The organism is Telluria antibiotica, from assembly GCF_011682055.1.
Classification (GTDB): domain Bacteria; phylum Pseudomonadota; class Gammaproteobacteria; order Burkholderiales; family Burkholderiaceae_D; genus Telluria; species Telluria antibiotica.
Genome location: NZ_JAAQOM010000017.1, coordinates 1 through 17,271, shown reverse-complemented (window position 1 = coordinate 17,271; position 17,271 = coordinate 1). Strand labels below are relative to the sequence as shown.

Here is a 17,271-nt window from a genome sequence, read left to right as displayed (position 1 = left end):
GAAAGTCCTAACAATTTCTGCACGCTGGCAGGATTCCCCCAGATAGTCTTAGGGCGCCCTCGGGGGGAACGGATATCGTTGCGCCAAAAGTCAGCCACACCGCGCACGGACCTCGCGTTCGTCGTTCATCAGAAACAATGTCAAATAAGCGGCCTAATACATGAAACTCATTGCCAGCATCACATTTGCTCTTGCCACGTTGGCAGGGCTGCCTGCACATGCCAGCGCCGATACGTCGTCCTGGCCCGGCGCCGGCCAACTGTTCGTCGGCACCAACTACCAGCCCTTCGACCGCAGCGGCCACGAGCAGATCGAGCACGACATCCAGCGCATGAAGCAAGCGGGCTTCAAGGTGGTGCGCATGGGCGACCTGGCGTGGGATTCATTCGAGCCCGCCGAAGGGAAGTTCGACTTCCGGCTGTTCGACTGGGTCATGGACCGGATGCATGCCGCCGGCCTCAAGGTCATCATGGACATCCCGGGCCAACCCGCGCCGGTGTGGTTGCACAAGAAGTATCCCGGCGTCGACATCGTCGACCAGCACGGCGCACGGCTCGATCCCGTGGAACGCTACATGGACGACACCAGCGATCCGAACTACAGGCGCCTGCTCGTGCGCCTGGCCGACACGATGACCAAGCGTTACGCGAAGCATCCGGCATTGTTTGCCATCGGCTACAACAACGAAAGCGGCAACGGCATGGTGTCGTACTCGGAGGCAGACCGCCAGCGCTTCATCGGTTGGCTCAAGCACAAGTACGGCACCGTCGCGGCCTTGAACAAGGCGTGGGCGACGCAGCGCTGGTCGCGCCACCTGAACACCTGGGACGAGGTGCGCCTGCCGTATATCGACGGTCCCGGTCCTTACGAGCGCAACCTCGACATGCGACGCTTCTGGTCGGAACAGACCATCGACGTGCTGAAACTGCTCGACGCCGTGCGCCAGAAGAACGTGCCGGACAAGCCGGCCATCTCCAACCTCTGGGACAGCGCCGGGCGCAAGGGCTTCGACATGCTGGCCACCTACCGCGACTACGTCAGCTATGGCGCGATGGGCTTCTATCCCGGTGATCCGCTGAGCGCCGGGTTCGAATCGACCATGATGCGCGCCGGCATGAAGGCGCCGATCTGGTTCAACGAGTTCACCGCCGGCGGTCCCGGCTACTACGGCACGCCGGGGCGCTCGCGCATGTGGGCCCACTTCGGCCTGCTGATGGGCGCGCAGGCAGTGCTGCCCTGGACGTGGCACAGCCATCACGGCGGCGAGGAGCAGGCGCTGTTCGGCCTGATCGACCACGACGACCGCGCGTCCTGGAAGCTCGACGAGTTCGCCACCGTCGCGAAGGAGTTCGCCACGCTGGAAAAACTGGGCTTCCCGCGCCTGCAAGAGCCCAAGGTGGCCATCGCCTACTCGTTCGACAACATGATCGCCACCAATCTGCCCAGGGAGGGCGTGAACAACACGGTGCGGCCTTACATCAACCCGGGCTACATGAAGCAGGCGCACGCCGCCTATGAGCCGCTGTTCAAGGACAACATCGACGTGGCCGTCATCCACATCGGCCACGAGGACCTGAGCCGCTACAAGCTCGTGATCGTGCCCGGCGTGTACCTGCTCGACACGGCGTCGAGGACGAACCTGCGCAAGTTCGTGTCCGACGGCGGCACCGTCATCATGACGGCGCAGTCGGACAAGGTGGACGACAACAACCAGTGGTTCGACACGCCGTTGCCTGGCGGGCTGACCGACGTGTTCGGCCTGCGCACCAATGCGTTCTACAACGCCGGCACGCTGCAGACCACGATCGGCGGCGACGAGGTCAAGGCCGACCTGGGCGCGTACGAGGTGCTGGAGCCGTCCACCGCCGACGTGCTGGCGCGGTTCTCGAACACGGACGGCAAGGTGCCGGCCATCACGGTCAACCGCTTCGGCAAGGGGCGCGCAATCTACGTCGCCACGGCCGCGCAGCCGAAACTCATGGGACCGTTGTACCGCCAGCTCTACGACAGCCTGGGCATTGCGCCGGGGCCGAAGACGCCCGACGGCGTCTACGCGCGTGTCGCCGATGGCAGGACGCTCTACGTCAACACCACCGGCGAATCGAAGGATGTCGCGATCGATGGCGCCATGAATGGTGTACTCACGGGCAAGCGCTGGTCGGGTGTGCTGCGCCTGGATCCGCTGGGAGTCGATCTGCTCGAGAAGTGATTGCTATCCGAAGCCCGCGCGCGGATCGGGAGACTCCTGCCCCGGGTTGCATCCAGCGATACTCGAGCACGAAGGGGCCGATCGATACAAACTTCATGCTGGCTTGCGGGCCGCGATGTTCTCGCAGCCGGCGACAGGCCCCGCGGGCACTACCGCGCCGGCACACCCCAACCGTCGTACTTGTGCACGATCGCCCGCGCAGTCCCGTCACGTTCCATCGCATCCAGCGCCCCGTTCATGCGCGCGACGAGCGCGTCCGGCACGGCGCGGTTGCACGCGAGGTAGACGCGGATGCGGTTGAACACGAACACGGGCACCAGCTTGCCCGCGTAGCCCAGCCGGTCGAGCGTGAGGCTGTCGCGGCGGAAGCTCGCGGCCCACAGGTCGATGCGGTCCATCATCAGCTTGCGCGGGTTGATCAGGTCGTTCGGGGCAGGGTCGACGTTGAAGCCGCGCGCGCGCAGGAACTGGTCGCGCGCGTCGCCGTTGTACGTGCCCACGCGATAGGCGCGCGCGTCGTCCAGGCTGCGCACGTCGAAATGGCGGTCGGCACGGCCCATCAGCACCCACTCGGCCTCGCCGATCGGACCGATCCACTTGAAATGCGGTTCGCGCTCGGGCGTGCGGGTGGTCGAGTAGACGCAGGCGTCCTTGCGTTCCAGCGCGGCCGTATAGGCGCGCCTCCACGGCAGCAGATCGATCGAATAGGCAACGCCAGACCGGGCCATGATCTCGCGCACCATGTCGGTACCGATGCCCGTCACGCGATCGCCTTCACGCATGCTGTACGGTGCCGAGGTCTCGGTGGTCAAATACAGCCGCGGCGCCGGCTCCGCTTGCGCCAGCGCGCAGGCCCCGGCCAGCAGTGCGGCAAGAACTGTCGTTTTCATGCACGTCGAATCCAATGCGGGCGCCCCAGGCCGGACTACCCGTTTAACTAGCATAGCAGCAACATCGCAAACGCGGCAACGCGTGCCGAACCGGCAAGATTGTCTGACTTCAGGTGGCGTACATGCGACAACGTTACGTATTCATCTGACATTAAGTTCTCATTGGAAAGACTTTCACTTCGGGAAATGCCATACTTGTATTCACGCCCATCAATTCTCTCAAAAAATCACGCACCATGTTGTCCGTGTTCACGCTCCCCACCGATCCGTCGCTGCTCAGCTACGGGCTCTACACGCCGAAACTGGTCGCGCTGTCCGTGCTCGTCGCCATCTTCGCTTCATGGATGGGCTTGCAGATCGCGGGCCAGGCCACGGCCAACCGCGCCCAGCGCTGGATCATCCTTGGAACAGGCAGCCTGTCGCTCGGTGCCGGCGTGTGGGCCATGCACTTCATCGGCATGCTCGCGTTCGACCTGTGCACGGCCGTCGACTACGATCCGACCGTCACCATCCTGTCGAGCCTGCCGAGCATCGCCGCCTCGTTCGTGGCGCTGGCCGTGATCGCACGCGACCGCCTGGGCGGCTGGGGCTTGCTGGCCGGCGGCGTGCTCGTCGGCGCCGGCATCGGCGTCATGCACTACGCCGGCATGGCCGGCATGCGCATGGGCCTCGGGCTGCGCTACGATCCGTTCACGTTCGGCCTGTCCATCGTCGTCGCGGTGGTGCTGGCGACGTTGGCGCTGTGGGTGCGCTTCGGCCTGTCCAGCCTGTCGCACCGGCTGAGCGAGCAACGCCGCCTGCTGCTGGCCGCCATCGTGATGGGCTGCGCGATCTCCGGCATGCACTACACGGGCATGGAGGCGGCGCGCTTCGTCGGCCACGTGGACACGCTGACGCCGCACAAGGCCAGCAACGACACCTTCCTCGCGCTGGCGATCACGCTGATCGTCGTCGCGTTCACCGTCTTCGTGCTGGCGGCCAACGGCCTGCTGCGCTACCGCCAGATGTTCCGCGAACTGTCGCGCAGCGAAGCGTGGATGCGCGCGCTGCTCACCACCACCGTCGACGGCGTCATCACGGTCGACCGCGAGGGCACCATCCACGAATTCAACGCGTCGGCCGAGCGCATCTTCGGCTGGGGCCGCGACGAGATCGTCGGCCGCAACATCCGTCAGTTGATCGGCAACGAGTCCGCGTTGGAGGAAGTCGGCCTGCTGCGTTCGCTGCAGACGGGCGAGATCAGCCCCAGCGCACGCGGCGCCGACGTGACGGGCCTCCGCAGGGACGGCAGCACCGTGCCGATCCGGCGCGCCATCGGCCACGCACGCCTCGACCAGCATGACCTGTTCGTCTGCTTCATCACCGACATCAGCGGCCGCCGCAAGATGGAGCAGGCGCTGCGCGCCAGCGAGCAGCAGTTCCGTTCGCTGATCGGCAACATCCCGGGCATTTCCTACCGCAGCAGCCTCGTCGACGGCGACGCGCCGATGCTGTTCATCAGCGATGCCGTCGAGCGCGTCACCGGCTATCCGGGCCGCGACTTCCTCGGCACGGCGCCGCGCCGCGCGTTCGGGTCGCTGATCCACGCGGCCGACCGCGTGCGCGTGTCGGAAACGATCGCCACCGCACTGCGCGAAGACTGCCCCTACCTCGTCGAATACCGTTTACTGCACGCGGACGGCAGCACCCGCTGGATGTGGGAAAACGGCACCGGCGTGCGCAACGACGCGGGCGAGCTGTGCTGGCTCGACGGCGTCATCCTCGACATCACCGAGCGCCGCCACATGGAAGACGCGCTGCGCGTCGCGAAGGAAAACGCCGAACAGGCGGCGGCAGCGCGCGCCAGCTTCGTCGCCAACATGAGCCACGAGATCCGCACGCCGATGAATTCCATCCTCGGCTTCACCGACGTGCTGCTGGACGGCCAACTGAACGCCGACCAGCGCCGCCACCTCGACACGATCCGCAGTTCGGGCCGTGCGCTGCTGCGCCTGCTCAACGAGATCCTCGACACGGCCAAGCTGGAAAAGGGCGCGGTCGAGCTGGAACAGAACGACTACAACCTGCTGTCGCTGATCGACGAACTGTCGTCCACCTTGGCCGCGAACGCGCGCGCCAAGGGCCTGCACGTCGACATCCACTACGACCCGACGCTGCCCACCTGCCTGCGCGGCGACGAGCTGCGCGTGCGCCAGGTGCTCACGAACCTGCTCGACAACGCCATCAAGTTCACGGAAAAAGGCACCGTCACGTTGCGCGCCGAGCTGAAGGACGAGCAACTCCACTTCATGGTGAGCGACACGGGCATCGGCATCGCGCCGAACCGCCTGTCCGCCATCTTCGAACCGTTTACCCAGGCCGACGCCTCGATGACGCGCCGTTTCGGCGGCACGGGCCTCGGCACGACGATCTGCAAGCAGCTCGTCGAACTGATGGGCGGCCGCATCTGGGCCGAGAGCGAGCCTGGCCACGGCACGACGTTCCACGTGGTGCTGCCGCTCGCGCTGGCGCGCTTCGCCCCGCAGCAGCCGCGCGTGCGCACGGCCGCCGCCCTGCCGCCGCTGCGCGTCCTCGTGGCCGACGACGTCCCGCAGAACCAGGAGCTGCTGCAACTGCTGCTGGCGCGCCGCGGCCACACGATGACGGCCGTCGGCGACGGTGCCGCCGTCGTCGAGATGGTGGCCCGCGAGCCGTTTGACGTGATCCTGATGGACTTCCAGATGCCGACCCTCGACGGGCTCTCGGCCACGCGCATGATCCGCCAGCAGGCCGCGGCGGCGGGGCGCCCGCGCGTGCCGATCATCGCCATGACGGCCAGCGTGCTCGCTGAACACCGTCGCGCCAGCATCGAGGCCGGGATGGACGGCTTCGCCAGCAAGCCCGTCGACTGGTTTGCGCTGTCGCACGAGATCGCGCGCGTACTGGGCCTCGGCCCCGGCCAGCAGCCGGACGACCTGCCGGCGCAGGAGCGCCATACGCTGAACCGCCACGCCGGCCTGCGCCGCTGGAGCGGCAAGGAAGACGCGTTCCTGGAAGCCCTCGCCCACTTCGCCGCCCAGCACGACGGCCTGGCCGCGGCGCTCGCGGCCCAGGCCACCGCCGCCGACTACCTCGCGCTGCGCATGCAGGCGCACCGGGTCCGCGGCATCGCCGCGAACCTCGGCCTGGAGCTGCTGGCCGACGCATTGGCCGCGCTGGAAGGCCTCGTCGACGGCGACAGCGGCAAGCTGTATCCCGGTACCGAGGACGCACTGGAGGCTACGCTGGCCAACGTGGCCACCTTGCTGGACGAGGCGCTGGGCACGATCCGCGCGGTCGAACCATCCCGCGCCGGCGCCCAGCCCGCGAAGCCGACAGCCTCGGGCACGCGTCCCGCGGCCGACCTGGACCGCGCGCGACGCGCGGCCAACGTGCTGCGCGATGCGCTCAAGCGCGGCGGCCTGGACGACGCCGCACTGGCCGGTCTCGCCGCCGCCACGAGCGGCCACCCGCTGGCCGCCCGCGTGGCCCAGGTGCACACCGCCATTTCCGATTTCGAGTTCGACCTCGCCCTGCAACAACTTGACGCCGTGCTGGCGGCCATCGACGAGCCGGCACAGGAGATTACCGAATGACCACCGTCAACCAGCCGCTGATCCTCGCGGTCGACGACGAAGCAAGCAACCTGCAACTGCTGCGCCAGATCCTGCAAGGCCACTACCGCCTGCGCTTCGCCAAGGACGGCCCGCGCGCGCTCGAGCTGGCGCGCGAGGAAACCCCCGACCTGATCCTGCTCGACGTGATGATGCCCGGCATGAGCGGCTATGAAGTATGCGCTGCCCTCAAGGCCGATCCGGCGCTGGCGGCCGTCCCCGTCATCTTCGTCACGGCGCTGAACGACACGGCCGACGAGCTGGAAGGCTTCGAGGCCGGTGCCGTCGACTACATCACGAAGCCCGTCAGCCCGCCGATCGTGCGTGCGCGCGTGCGCACGCACCTGTCGCTCGTGCGCATGGAAGAGTTGCGCGCCTCGCGGCTGGAAATCGTCCAGCGCCTGGGCCTCGCCGCCGAGTACAAGGACAACGAGACGGGCCTGCACGTGATCCGCATGAGCCATTTCGCGCGCATCCTCGGCCTCGCCGCCGGCATGACGGAGGCCGAAGCCGACGACCTGCTGCACGCCGCCCCGATGCACGACGTGGGCAAGATCGGCATCCCCGACCGCGTGCTGCTGAAACCCGGGCCGCTCGATGCGGACGAATGGCAGATCATGCAGGGGCACGCGCTGATCGGCGCCGAGATCATCGGCCAGCACGACCACGGCGTGCTCGCGCTGGCGCGCAACATCGCCCTCACCCACCACGAGAAATGGGACGGCAGCGGCTACCCGAACGGCCTCGCCGGCGCCGCCATCCCGCTCGAAGGCCGCATCTGCGCCATCGCCGACGTGTTCGACGCGCTGACGTCCGTGCGCCCGTACAAGAAAGCGTGGACGGAAGAAGAGGCGCTCGACTTCCTCATCAAGCAGAAGGGACGGCATTTCGATCCGGTGCTGGTCGACCTGTTCCTCGAACAGATGCCGGCCATCCGCGCGATCCGTACGCGCTGGGCGGAGCAGGAGCCGGTGCCGGCGCCGATCCCTGCGGCCGCGTAGGTCATGTGAAGGCATGGTGGGCGGAGGCCGCCCACCCTACAGCAGATGCAACGCGTGGGGTGGATACCCATGACGTGTAACGCGTGGGGTGGATACCCCGTGACATGTAACGCGTGGGGTGGATACCCATGACATGTAACGCGTTGGGTGGATACCCCGTGACATGTAACGCGTTGGGTGGATACCCCATGACATGTAACGCGTTGGGTGGATACCCCGTGACATGTAACGCGTGGGGTGGATACCCATGACATGTAACGCGTTGGGTGGATACCCCGTGACATGTAACGCGTGGGGTGGATACTCATGACATGTAACGCGTTGGGTGGATACCCCATGACATGTAACGCGTGGGGTGGATACCCGTGAGATGTAACGCGTAGGGTGGGCACCCCGTGCCCACCATGCAGTTATCCGACACGCGCCGCGGCCGTGAGCCGCACTTCCGCCTTGCGCGCAACGAGTTCCTCGTACAGCCGCGCATAGCTCTCGGCCATCTGCGCCGACGTGAACAGCTGCCAGTAGCGCGCCTCGGCGCGTTGCCCCATCTCCCGCGCCATGCGCGGGTCGTTCCACAGCCGCTGCATGGCGGCGCGCAGGGCCTCATGGTCGGACGGCGGCACCACGAGCCCTGTCTCGCCGTGCACGTTGATGTACGTGGTGCCCGTGCCGATCTCGCTGGAGATCATCGGTTTGCCGTACATCGCGCCTTCCAGCAGCGAGATGCCGAACGCTTCCGAACGCAGGTGCGAAGGAAAGGCGACGGCGTAGCAAAGGTCCAGCAGCGCGGCCTTGTCATGGTCGTCGACGGCGCCGACGAATTGCACGTGCTTGAGGCCCAGCCTCGCGGCGCGCGCCTTGAGCTCCGCCTCGATCGGCCCGGCGCCGACGATCACGACCGGATAGTCGGTGCCCGCCACGGCGTCGAGCAGGATGTGCAAGCCCTTGTAGTAGCGCAGCACGCCGACGAACAGGAAGAATTTCTGTCCCACACGCGCGCGCCAGTGGTCCAGGCGCGCCTGCTCCGGCACCGGATAACTGGATCTGTCGAGGCCGAACGCGATGACGCGCGTCTTGTCGCGGTAGCGATCCAGCACGGCGGACGATGCGAGATAGTTGGGCGAGGTGGCGACGATCGCGTCGACGCTCTGCAGGAACCGGTGCCGCAGCGGCTGGTACAGCTTCAGCAGCGTTTTCTGGCGCACGATGTCGGAGTGGTACGTCACGACGGTCGGCTTGTCGATGCGGGCCAGGAAGTGCGCCATGTCCATGAACGGCCACGGGAAGTGGTAATGCACGACGTCGGCCTGCGCCGCCATGCGCGCCAGCGCGCCGATCGCCTGCACCGACACGCCGTTCGACGCCACTTCGACATTCAGCGGCACCCGGTGCACCGTGTGGCCCTCGTAGTCGAACGGTTCGAGGTTCTGGTCACGCGACAGCGACAGCACATGGTTCGTGATCCCCAGGCGTCCCGTGCTCACGCACATCTGGCGGATGACCTGCTCGACCCCGCCGACGGAATCGGGGTAATAGGTCTTGTAGAAATGGAGGACGCGCATGGGGCTGGACATGGCGCGTGTTAGACCAGGGCGCGGTAGACGGCGGCCGTCTGGCGCGCCGTCTCGGCCCACGTCAGCTGGGCCGCCCGCGCGCGACCGGCCGCGATGCAGCGCGCCCGCGCGGCGGGTTCGCGCGCCAGGGTGAGCATCGCGTCGGCGATCGCGCCCGTGTCGAGCGGATCGACGTCGAGCGCCGCGCCGGCCGTCACTTCCGGCAGCGACGTCGTGTTCGACGCGACGACGGGAACGCCTGATGCGAACGCTTCCACGACCGGGATGCCGAAGCCTTCGTACAGCGAGGCGAACACGAAGACGCCCGCGCCCGCGTACACGTGGCGCAGGTCGGCGTTGTCGACGAGGTGGTTCAGCCAGACGACGTCGGCGCCGTCCTGCACGGCGGCCGCGATGCGGCGCAGCACGTCGTCGGAACGCGCGCCGGCACTGCCGACGATGACGAGCTGGCGTTCCGCGCGCACGACGGCCGGCAGCGACAGGTAGGCGTCCAGCAAGCGCTCGACGTTCTTGCGCGGCTGCAGCGTGCCCACGAACAGGAAATAACCCGGCCGCAAACCATTGACCCGCAGCGTCGCCGCCACGGCATCGGCCGGCGGCGGGTCGAACCATTCGTCGTCGACGCCGCACGGCACGACGGTGATGCGGCGCTCGTCGATGCCGAAGCATTCGACCAGTTCCTGGATCGCGAAATGCGACAGCGCGATCACGTGGTCGGCCTTTTGCGCGGCCTTGCGCTGGAGCCAGTTCTTCACGCCGCGCAGAGTCGGGTTGCACCATTCGGGATGCTTGACCGGCAGCGCATCGTGCAGGCTCGCCACCACGGGGCAATCCATGCGCACGACGCGGTAGTCCGTGACGTGGAACACGTCGACGGGCACGTGCACGCGGTGCGTGCGCGGTGTCACGAGGTCGACGAACGACGCGCGCTCGAACGAATGGGGCAGCGCCGCGCCCGCCGTGATGGCGGCGGCGCCGCGCACGCGCGGCCAGGAATACGGCAGCAGCGCGCAACCGGCCCGGGGCAGGTGGCGCAGCAACGCCTGCGTATAAACGCCGATGCCGTCCAGGTGGCCGCCCGTGTACGCAGGTTCGATCATGGTCGTGCCCAGGCCGATGCGCAGGTCGGGCAACGCCAGCGCGTCGTTCGCGGCCTCGGCGGTACTGACCAGCGTGCGGAGGTGGTCGTGGAGGCCGGCAGCGCCGACCGCTCGTCGTTTGGGGAGGCCCAGTTCGATCATGGTGTTGTCCTGGCCGGTCTGCATCGTGCTCACGCCTCGTACATCCAGCGCAGCGTGTCGACCAGCGGCGGCGAGGCGACGGCCCCGATCACGCCCGTCAGCTTGGCGTTGCTGCCGGTGAGCGTCGCCACGTCGCCGGCGCGCACGAAGGCCGGGTTGACGTGCACGTCGATGCGGTAGCCGGCGATGTCGCTCATCATGTCGATCACGCTCTCGAGCGAATGCGAGCGGCCGGAGCAAATGTTGAACACTCCCCCGGCCGGCGCCGCCGCGAGCAGGCGGCGGTAGCTCTTCACGACCATGCGCACGTCGGAAAAATCGCGGGCGATCGCGAGGTTGCCCAGTTCGATGCGGTGCGCGCCCTTGCGGAAGTGGGACACGATCTTCGGCAGCAGGAAGACCTCGTGCTGGCCGACGCCCGTGTAGTTGAACGGCCGCGCGATCACGATCGGCAGCCTGGCCATCCACAGGCGCGCCATGTATTCCATCGCGAGCTTGCTGACGGCGTAGTCGTTGGCGGGCGCGGGCGCGACGGATTCGTCGATGACGGGCACCGAGGCGTTGCCGTAGATATTGGCCGACGAGGGCAGCAGCACGCATGACGGCTTGTGCGCGCCCTGTGCCAGCGCTTCCAGCAGGTTGCGGGTACCGGCCACGTTGACGCGGTACATTTGCTCGGCATTGTCGTGGGCGACGAACGCGATCGCGGCCAGGTGCACGACGACGTCCGGCCGTACCTCTTCGACGACGGCCGCCAGCGCGGCGCGGTCGAGCAAGTCGGCCGCGAAGACATCCGGGCCCGTCTCCGCGCCCGGCTGTACGGTGCCGTAGACTCGATAGCCCGCCGCAGCCAGTTCCCGCGCCATGTAGCGGCCCGTGAAGCCGCGCAGGCCCGTGATCAGGGCGCGTCCACCCTCCCCCTCGCGAGGTTCGTCGTGGCGTTCACCCATGCGGACGATGTCTTCCGTGGCCATGCCGTGCACGTCAGAACGAGAAACCGGATTCATTGCGGCGCAGGTCGGCGTCGACCATCATCTGGCACAGCCGTTCCAGCGACGTCTCGGCCTTCCAGGCCAGCTCGCGCTGCGCCTTCGACGGGTCGCCGATCAGCAGGTCGACCTCGGCCGGGCGGTAGAACTTCGGCGACACGCGCACGAGCAGCTTGCCGGTACGGGCGCAATGGCCAGTCTCCTGTTCGCCCGCGCCTTTCCACTCCACGTCCAGGTTGGCGCCGCGGAAGGCCATGGTCACGAAGTCGCGCACGGTTTCCGTGCGGTTGGTCGCGAGCACGAACGTGTCCGGCTCGGCGGCCTGCAGGATGCGCCACATGCCTTCCACGTATTCGCGCGCATAGCCCCAGTCGCGCTTGGCGTCCAGGTTGCCCAGTTCCAGCACGTCGAGCTTGTTCAGGACGATCCTGGCGACGGCGTCCGTGATCTTGCGGGTGACGAATTCGCGGCCGCGCAGCGGCGACTCGTGGTTGAACAGGATGCCCGAGCTGCCGAAGATACCGTACGATTCGCGATAATTCACGGTCATCCAGTGGGCATACAGCTTGGCCACGCCGTACGGGCTGCGCGGGTAGAACGGCGTCGACTCGACCTGCGGCACGGCCTGCACCTTGCCGAACATCTCGGACGTCGACGCCTGGTAGAAGCGCGCTTTCGGATGCACGATGCGGATCGCTTCCAGCAGGTTCACGGCGCCCAGGCCCGTGATCGATGCGGTGGTGATGGGCTGGTCGAACGAGACGCCGACGAAGCTTTGCGCGGCCAGGTTGTACACCTCGTCCGGACGGGTGGATTCGATCAGGCGGATGCTCGACGCGAGGTCGGTGAGGTCGTATTCGACGAGGGACAGGTTCGGGTGTTGCTCGATACCGAGCTCGGCGATCCGCCAGAAGTTGACCGAGCTGGACCGACGAAACGTGCCCGTCACGCGATAGCCCTTGTCGAGGAGCAGTTGCGCCAGGTAGGCGCCGTCCTGGCCGGTAATGCCGGTGATCACGGCCGTTTTCGTAGTCTGCATGTTCTTGGTGTCAATTGGTGATCCGTAGCGACAGCCGCGACCGCCTTGGGAACGGCACGGGACATCGGACGCGGTGGCACGGAGGAAATAACACTCCGATACAGCCACGTTGCCGCGAATTCACTTATGTCTTGCACCGCATAAAAGATGCAAAATAAACAATAAGTACTCGTCTATTATGGACTGAAACCTCGAAAAGACGGCGCGTGATTACGCATTGTTACTTGTTACTCAAGCTTTATTACATGTTCACGATTTGTAAGAAATTTCTACAGTTGAATGACAAAAGGGCCCGGATGGGCCCTTTTGTCGGATGTTACTACCGGTGACGAATCTACTACAGCACTGTGTCAGCGCTCCGAGACGGCATCGACGACGCACAGGGCCGTCATGTTGACGATACGGCGCACGGTGGCCGACGGCGTCAGGATGTGCACGGGACGCGCGCAGCCCAGCAGCACGGGGCCGATGGCCACGCCGCTGCCGGCCGCCGTCTTGACGACGTTGTAGGCGATGTTCGCGGCTTCGATGTTCGGCATGACGAGCAGGTTGGCGTCGCCCTTGAGCGTCGACTGCGGCATGATCTTGGCGCGCAGCTTCGAGTCGAGCGCCGTGTCGCCGTGCATCTCGCCGTCGACTTCCAGGGCCGGGGCCTTCTGCTGGATCAGGGCCAGCGCCGCGCGCATCTTCTTCGCGGACGCGCTGTTCGACGTACCGAAGTTCGAATGCGACAGCAATGCCACGCGCGGGTTGATGCCCAGGCGTTCCAGTTCCTCGGCCGCCATCAGCGTGATCTCGGCCAGCTCTTCCGCCGTCGGGTTCTCGTTGACGTGCGTGTCGACCATCGCCAGCTGGCGTTCCTGCGTGATGATGAAATTCAGCGCCGCATAGACGTTGGCGCCGGCACGCTTGCCCAGCACCTGGTCGATGTACTGCAGGTGCACGTCGGTCGTCCCGTACGTGCCGCAGATCATGCCGTCGGCGTCGCCCTTGTGGATCATCATCGCGCCGATGAGCGTGTGACGGCGGCGCATCGCCAGTTTGGCGAGGTCTTCCGTGATGCCCTTGCGCATGACCATCTGGTGGTACGACTGCCAGTAATCGCGGTAGCGCTCGTCGAAGTCGGGGTTGATGACGTCGAAGTGCTTGCCCAGCTTCAGGCGCAGGCCGAATTTCTCGATGCGTTTTTCCAGCACGGCCGGACGACCGACGAGGATCGGCCGGGCAAGGTTCTCGTCGACGACGACCTGCACGGCGCGCAGCACGCGCTCTTCCTCACCCTCGGCGAAGACGATGCGCTTGCGTTCGGCCGGCGCGGTCTTGGCGATCTGGAACAGCGGCTTCATGAAGCTGCCGCTGCGGTAGACGAATTGCTGCAGGCTCTCGGCGTAGGCAGCCAGGTCGGCGATCGGACGGGTGGCGACGCCGCCGTCCATCGCGGCCTTGGCGACGGCCGGCGCGATGTGCGTCAACAGGCGCGGGTCGAACGGCATCGGGATCAGGTATTCCGGGCCGAACGACAGGTTCGAGATGCCGTACGCGGACGCCACGATGTCCGACTGCTCGGCGTGGGCCAGGTCGGCGATCGCGTGCACGACGGCGATTTCCATCTCGCGCGTGATCGTCGTCGCGCCGCAGTCCAGCGCGCCGCGGAACATGTACGGGAAGCACAGCACGTTGTTAACCTGGTTCGGGTAGTCCGAACGGCCGGTGGCGATGATGACGTCGTTGCGGACGGCCTTCGCGTCTTCCGGCAGAATTTCCGGGTTCGGGTTGGCGAGTGCCAGGATCAGCGGGTTCGGCGCCATCTTCGCGACCATGTCCGGCTTCAGCACGCCGCCGGCGGACAGGCCCAGGAAGATGTCGGCGTCGGGGATGATCTCGGCCAGCGAGCGGGCCGGCGTGTCTTGCGCGAAGCGTTCCTTGTCCGGGTCCATCAGCTCGGTGCGGCCCTTGTAGACGACGCCGGCCAGGTCGGTCACGTAGATGTTCTCGATCGGGAAGCCGAGGTCGACGATCAGGTCGAGGCAGGCCAGCGCCGCCGCGCCCGCGCCGGACACCACCAGCTTGCACTTCTTGAGATCTTTATTGACGACCTTCAGGCCGTTCAGGATGGCGGCGCCGACGATGATCGCGGTGCCGTGCTGGTCGTCGTGGAAGACGGGGATCTTCATGCGCTCGCGCAGCTTGCGCTCGATGTAGAAGCACTCGGGCGCCTTGATGTCCTCGAGGTTCACGCCGCCGAACGTCGGCTCCAGCGCGGCGATGACTTCGATCAGCTTGTCCGGATCGTTTTCGTTGATCTCGATGTCGAACACGTCGATGCCGGCGAACTTCTTGAACAGCACGCCCTTGCCTTCCATGACCGGTTTCGAGGCCAGCGGGCCGATATTGCCCAGGCCGAGCACGGCGGTGCCGTTCGAGATCACGGCGACGAGGTTGCCGCGCGCCGTGTACTTATAGGCCGTGGACGGGTCCTTGACGATTTCTTCGCAGGGTGCGGCGACGCCCGGCGAGTACGCCAGGGCCAGGTCGCGCTGGTTCAGGACCGACTTGGTCGGCGTGACGGCGATCTTGCCGGGCGTGGGAAACTGGTGGTACTCGAGCGCGGCAGCCCGCAGTTGTTGACGTAATTCTTCTTTTTTATCGATTGACGAATCCATGCTTTGCTGCCTTCCTGAACTGACGGGGGGTCTACGATTTTAGCAGAGTGTCACGGTCCTCCGTCTACGTATTTCTTGGTATCGACAGCAGCGACCAAGGGCGGGTAGCATGGCGGAGCAGCCCGCCATGGCCTGTGTCCACCAGTTTCTCACCAAAGTGCGGCAGTGCCTCGAGGGCCGCCGGGCTAAACGCCGCCGCTTGCACAATGAATGCCGAGTTGCTGCCATAATTTTTCCGATCGTCTCATTCGGATACCACGTGGACACATTGAGCCGCCTCCTCTCGCCGTACACGATTCGCACGTCGCTCGACATCCGCTGCGAGCTGGCCGCGTCCTGGGTGCTGGACGAACCGGCTGCACGCGGGTCCCGCCACGGACGCCGCGCCGGTGCGCCCGCTCGCCGCGGACGGGCCGCTGCAACGCATGGGCAATGGCGGTGCGGGCCCCGGTACCGCGATCCTGTGCGGCAGCTTCGTCTTCGAAGGCGCCGCGCGCCAGGCCCTCGTGCGTGCCCTGCCCGACGTGATGGCCGTGCGCGCCAGCCGCGCCGACGACTTCCCCGGCCTGCATGCCCTCGTGCGGCTGCTGCAGCACGAGACGACGTCGGTCCGGCCCGGCAGCGACGTCGTCGTGGCACAGCTGTCCGGCGCCCTGTTCGCGCTGCTGCTGCGCGCCTGGCTGGCCGGCACGGATGGCACCGCACCCGGCCAGTTCGCCGTCCTCGCCGACCGCCGTCTCGGCAATGCACTGGCCCGGATGCTGGAGCCGCCCGAGCGGGCGTGGAAGGTGGAAGACCTGGCCGAGGCCTGCCACATGTCGCGCGCCTGTTCGCGCGCCTGTGCGGGATGCCGCCGGCCGACGTGCTGACCCAGCTGCGCATGGCGCGCGGCGCGCGCGGCGGCGCCGGCAGCGGTTGCCGCCTGACGGGCGTCCCGGATTAGAATCTCGGGATGCTCTCCGAATTCGATCTCATCAAACGCTACTTCCAGCGCGACCGCGCACCCGGCGCCAACACCGTCCTCGGCGTCGGCGACGACTGCGCCCTGCTCGCGCCCACGCCCGGCAAGCTGCTGGCCGTCTCGTCCGACATGCTCGTCGAGGACCGCCATTTCTTCGCCGGCGCCGACCCGCTGCTGCTGGGCCACAAATGCCTGGCCGTGAACCTGTCCGACCTCGCCGCGATGGGCGCCGCGCCGCTCGGCTTCACCCTCGCGCTGGCGCTGCCGGCGGCCGACCCCGACTGGCTGGACGGCTTTTCGCGCGGCCTGTTCGCGCTGGCCGACGCCCACGGCTGCGAGCTCGTGGGCGGCGACACGACCAAGGGCCCGCTGAACGTCTGCATCACGATCTTCGGCGAACTGGCCCCTGGCCGGGCGCTGCGCCGCGACGCCGCGCGCGCGGGCGACGACGTCTGGATCTCGGGCACCCTGGGTGACGCGCGCCTGTGGCTGGCCGCGCGCCGCAGCGAAGTCGCGCTGGATGCCGCCGACCATGCGGCCACTGCGCAGCGCATGCACGCGCCGACGCCACGCGTGGCGCTGGGCCGCCTGCTGGCGGATGGCGGCCTGGCGCACGCCGCGCTCGACATCTCGGACGGCCTCGTGGGCGATTTGCAGCACATCCTGGCCTCATCGCGCGTGGGGGCCGTGCTCGACGTGGACGCGCTGCCCACGGGGCCGGCACTGGCCCGCCAGCCGCGCGCGCTGCGCCGCCGGTTCGCGGCGGCGGGCGGCGACGATTACGAACTGTGCTTCACGGCGCCGGCGGACAAGCGCGCGGCGATCCTGGCAGCCGGAGAAGCCAGCGGGACGGCCGTCACGCGCGTGGGCACGATCACGGCCGAGGCGGGATTGCGGCTGGTCGATGGCGATGGTGCTGGGCTCGACCTGCAGTTGGCGGGCTGGGACCATTTCAGTCCGGGCTAGCTTCCGCGTGGGCACGGGGTGCCCACCCTACGGCAAACAAGAAACGGGAAACGGGAAACGGGGAACGGGGAACGGGGAACGGGGAACGGGGAACGGGGAACGGGGA

The 17,271-nt window shown here is 67.0% G+C and carries 11 protein-coding genes; 5 read left to right on the top strand and 6 right to left on the bottom strand.

Annotated features, from left to right (window positions below; translation table 11 throughout):
• Positions 1–160: 160 nt before the first annotated feature.
• Positions 161–2,209, top strand: a complete 2,049-nt coding sequence (locus tag HAV22_RS24250) for a beta-galactosidase (protein ID WP_166862652.1) — start codon at positions 161–163, stop codon at positions 2,207–2,209.
• A gap of 149 nt (positions 2,210–2,358) precedes the next feature.
• On the opposite strand, the gene HAV22_RS24245 is transcribed toward HAV22_RS24250, so the two are convergent.
• Positions 2,359–3,099: a substrate-binding periplasmic protein gene (locus tag HAV22_RS24245; RefSeq protein ID WP_166862650.1), complete on the bottom strand. Its 741-nt coding sequence runs from the start codon at positions 3,097–3,099 to the stop codon at positions 2,359–2,361.
• A gap of 236 nt (positions 3,100–3,335) precedes the next feature.
• On the opposite strand from HAV22_RS24245, the gene HAV22_RS24240 reads away from it, so the two are divergent.
• Positions 3,336–6,713, top strand: a complete 3,378-nt coding sequence (locus tag HAV22_RS24240; protein ID WP_166862648.1) for an MHYT domain-containing protein — start codon at positions 3,336–3,338, stop codon at positions 6,711–6,713.
• On the top strand, positions 6,710–7,732 hold the full coding sequence (locus tag HAV22_RS24235) for a response regulator (RefSeq protein ID WP_166862645.1): 1,023 nt from the start codon (positions 6,710–6,712) through the stop codon (positions 7,730–7,732). The genes HAV22_RS24240 and HAV22_RS24235 overlap by 4 nt, the downstream gene beginning before the upstream one ends.
• A gap of 410 nt (positions 7,733–8,142) precedes the next feature.
• Here HAV22_RS24235 and HAV22_RS24230 read toward each other — a convergent pair whose 3' ends face one another.
• From HAV22_RS24230 to HAV22_RS24210, 5 genes are all read right to left on the bottom strand, one after another.
• The gene (locus tag HAV22_RS24230) at positions 8,143–9,294 is read right to left on the bottom strand and encodes a glycosyltransferase family 4 protein (RefSeq protein WP_166862908.1); all 1,152 of its coding nucleotides are present in this window, start codon (positions 9,292–9,294) and stop codon (positions 8,143–8,145) included.
• 20 nt (positions 9,295–9,314) lie between these two features.
• Positions 9,315–10,571 (bottom strand): glycosyltransferase family 4 protein, encoded by a 1,257-nt coding sequence (locus HAV22_RS24225; protein WP_308789238.1) that lies wholly within the window; start codon positions 10,569–10,571, stop codon positions 9,315–9,317.
• Between the two features lie 5 nt (positions 10,572–10,576).
• The gene (locus tag HAV22_RS24220; protein WP_166862904.1) at positions 10,577–11,497 is read right to left on the bottom strand and encodes a GDP-mannose 4,6-dehydratase; all 921 of its coding nucleotides are present in this window, start codon (positions 11,495–11,497) and stop codon (positions 10,577–10,579) included.
• Between the two features lie 34 nt (positions 11,498–11,531).
• Positions 11,532–12,575, bottom strand: coding sequence for a GDP-mannose 4,6-dehydratase (gene gmd, locus HAV22_RS24215; RefSeq protein WP_166862643.1), 1,044 nt, complete (start codon positions 12,573–12,575; stop codon positions 11,532–11,534).
• A gap of 350 nt (positions 12,576–12,925) precedes the next feature.
• Positions 12,926–15,238, bottom strand: a complete 2,313-nt coding sequence (locus HAV22_RS24210; protein WP_166862641.1) for an NADP-dependent malic enzyme — start codon at positions 15,236–15,238, stop codon at positions 12,926–12,928.
• Positions 15,239–15,594: 356 nt separating this feature from the next.
• On the opposite strand from HAV22_RS24210, the gene HAV22_RS24205 reads away from it, so the two are divergent.
• Both HAV22_RS24205 and thiL read left to right on the top strand, forming a co-directional pair.
• On the top strand, positions 15,595–16,107 hold the full coding sequence (locus HAV22_RS24205) for a cupin domain-containing protein (RefSeq protein ID WP_229421405.1): 513 nt from the start codon (positions 15,595–15,597) through the stop codon (positions 16,105–16,107).
• Positions 16,108–16,190: 83 nt separating this feature from the next.
• A complete protein-coding gene (gene thiL, locus HAV22_RS24200; protein WP_166862636.1) occupies positions 16,191–17,165 on the top strand; it encodes a thiamine-phosphate kinase in 975 nt (324 codons plus the stop codon).
• Positions 17,166–17,271: the final 106 nt, after the last annotated feature.

What these genes read in the sequence shown, in the direction of transcription:
- gmd (WP_166862643.1), bottom strand. Translation starts at nt 12,575, where the DNA reads ATGCAGACTACGAAAACGGCCGTGATCACCGGCATTACCGGCCAGGAC.
- HAV22_RS24235 (WP_166862645.1), top strand. Translation starts at nt 6,710, where the DNA reads ATGACCACCGTCAACCAGCCGCTGATCCTCGCGGTCGACGACGAAGCA.
- HAV22_RS24210 (WP_166862641.1), bottom strand. Translation starts at nt 15,238, where the DNA reads ATGGATTCGTCAATCGATAAAAAAGAAGAATTACGTCAACAACTGCGG.
- thiL (WP_166862636.1), top strand. Translation starts at nt 16,191, where the DNA reads ATGCTCTCCGAATTCGATCTCATCAAACGCTACTTCCAGCGCGACCGC.
- HAV22_RS24250 (WP_166862652.1), top strand. Translation starts at nt 161, where the DNA reads ATGAAACTCATTGCCAGCATCACATTTGCTCTTGCCACGTTGGCAGGG.
- HAV22_RS24225 (WP_308789238.1), bottom strand. Translation starts at nt 10,571, where the DNA reads ATGCAGACCGGCCAGGACAACACCATGATCGAACTGGGCCTCCCCAAA.
- HAV22_RS24245 (WP_166862650.1), bottom strand. Translation starts at nt 3,099, where the DNA reads ATGAAAACGACAGTTCTTGCCGCACTGCTGGCCGGGGCCTGCGCGCTG.
- HAV22_RS24230 (WP_166862908.1), bottom strand. Translation starts at nt 9,294, where the DNA reads ATGCGCGTCCTCCATTTCTACAAGACCTATTACCCCGATTCCGTCGGC.
- HAV22_RS24220 (WP_166862904.1), bottom strand. Translation starts at nt 11,497, where the DNA reads ATGGGTGAACGCCACGACGAACCTCGCGAGGGGGAGGGTGGACGCGCC.
- HAV22_RS24240 (WP_166862648.1), top strand. Translation starts at nt 3,336, where the DNA reads ATGTTGTCCGTGTTCACGCTCCCCACCGATCCGTCGCTGCTCAGCTAC.